We start from the raw sequence: 1,926 nt of genomic DNA on the forward strand, positions 1-1,926 counted from the left end.
TATTCCAGAGAGCAGCCGGGAAGAAATGTTTGAACTGGCAAAGAAAGAATTCTTAAATGAAAATGGTACTCTAAATGGTGATACTACCAAAAGGGAGAGTGTATATAACAATTTATACAGAAAAATGGATAAGGATGACCGCTTATCAGCAGGCTGGACAATGGAACAATATGAACATCAATACAGACAGGCATTTGCAAAAGCCGCAAAAGCTGCTGATCCTACATGGAAAGCGGGTAAACCAATACCGGAGGGTGCATTGGATGGCATTACGAGAGAGTATGTTGAGAGTGGAAAGAAGTCAGTAGATATAAAAATATAGTATGCTTTTGTCGGGTACTTTCTTGTGATTATCCTGTAAAGGCATGGTCTTTGGACCGTTATGGAGAGTGAGTAGATTCCGAATGACAGAGGAATGAAAATAATTGGAGGAAACGAAAATGAGTATAGCAGGAATTAACGGTTATAATTATTCAAATTATTATACAGGAACAAAAAGAAACACTGCGAAAGCGAACGGTATGAATTCCGGTTTGTTATCAAATGTAAGCAGTACATCTTCTAATATTACATTACATATGTCGGGAACAGAAGATAGTGGAAATGCATTAACAGCAGTAGGATTTCCGGATGGCAGTAGTGCATCTGTATATAAATCAGATGCATATGATTCGGCAAACCCAGAATACAGGGTAAGATATTGGGACAAAGAAGGAAATTACACAGATACAAATGTACAGATAAATGATGTTGATCCAAGAAATGCAAGTTATTTGGAAATGCTTGCATATACAACATATAGTGATGTAGAAGGCTTTACGAAAAATGCTTTTGGAGATTTCATGAATGCGGCTGGTGGTGTGAATGGCAACATCACTTATGATTCTGACAGCATAAATGAAAAGAAAGACTATATGAGCATGATTAAAGAATTTATGCAGTTACAATATGATTCGAACAACTTATCAGGTTATCTGTCATATAAGGAATTGTATGATTACATAAATGACAGAACAGAGAGGTGATTCAATTAAATGGAAATATCAAATAATTATAGCACAGCAAAAGTGTGGAACACATCGAATAAAAATGTTTCTAAATCTTCTAAAAAAAACAAATGGAAATTAACGGATTCTTTAAAAGAGAAGATTGTTGATCTGGCAAAAAAAGATGCACAGGACAATGTATATATGGGAAATGCATTTATGAATTTGAGAAAGACGGAAGTAAGCAAAGTAGCCCCGAATAGAGCTGCTTTAATTGGAAAGTTTAGTCAATCAATGAATTCAGGTAATATGTCAGCAATGAAAGAAGTTGAGGAAGCAGACAAAAAATGGCTCTGTATGCTGTTTGGAATACCTTATGAGGCAAAATATCAGGGAACAGGGACAGGCTCGGCAATTCATGTATACAATGAAGAGGGCGAAGAAGTTTTGACCTATACAGGGGGAGTAGGCTGGCAGGAAAAAGAAACAAAAGCAGAGTCACAGGTTCATTCAGCATTAAAAATGACATATTATGAGGCATTTAGTGAGGCGAGAAAAGCACTAAATAGTGAAGAAAAGACTGGTAGTGTAGGTGAAAACATAATATTGCAAGATAATTTTGATATGAAGGCATGAAGTATGCAATTAAAATAACAGTAACTTCTACAGTGTTCATTGCAGATGCACAGGGGCATATAAAGAGAATAATTTGTGGCAGGACTTTAAAGCCGTGACAGTTATTATTGATCCGTCAACAGGTAAGTTAATAGATATAGAAAATTTTAATTATTATTATGATTATGCAGTAGGATCAAATTCTTTGACATTCACCAGACGTTATCCGTCAATGACATTGTATAAATATGGAAATTGAGGTGACAATATGAAAATATCTAATTACATGAATAATACGAATTCAATAATGGAAAAAAATACTGAT

Annotated in this window: 3 protein-coding genes; all 3 read left to right on the forward strand. The window is 35.0% G+C overall.

From position 1 onward, the window contains the following. A partial coding sequence (locus tag DXB43_RS15585; RefSeq protein ID WP_243006698.1) for a DUF3879 family protein occupies positions 1-322 on the forward strand: 322 nt, incomplete at its 5' end. A gap of 118 nt (positions 323-440) precedes the next feature. Continuing rightward, the gene (locus DXB43_RS14780) at positions 441-1,025 is read left to right on the forward strand and encodes a hypothetical protein (protein WP_015517456.1); all 585 of its coding nucleotides are present in this window, start codon (positions 441-443) and stop codon (positions 1,023-1,025) included. 9 nt (positions 1,026-1,034) lie between these two features. Next, entirely contained in the window at positions 1,035-1,622 is a 588-nt protein-coding gene (locus tag DXB43_RS14785) for a hypothetical protein (RefSeq protein WP_055171087.1), read from the forward strand. Positions 1,623-1,926 lie beyond the last annotated feature (304 nt).

Source organism: Roseburia sp. OM04-10BH, assembly GCF_003462605.1.
Taxonomy (GTDB): domain Bacteria; phylum Bacillota; class Clostridia; order Lachnospirales; family Lachnospiraceae; genus Roseburia_C; species Roseburia_C amylophila.

What these genes read in the sequence shown, in the direction of transcription:
- DXB43_RS14785 (WP_055171087.1), top strand. Translation starts at nt 1,035, where the DNA reads ATGGAAATATCAAATAATTATAGCACAGCAAAAGTGTGGAACACATCG.
- DXB43_RS14780 (WP_015517456.1), top strand. Translation starts at nt 441, where the DNA reads ATGAGTATAGCAGGAATTAACGGTTATAATTATTCAAATTATTATACA.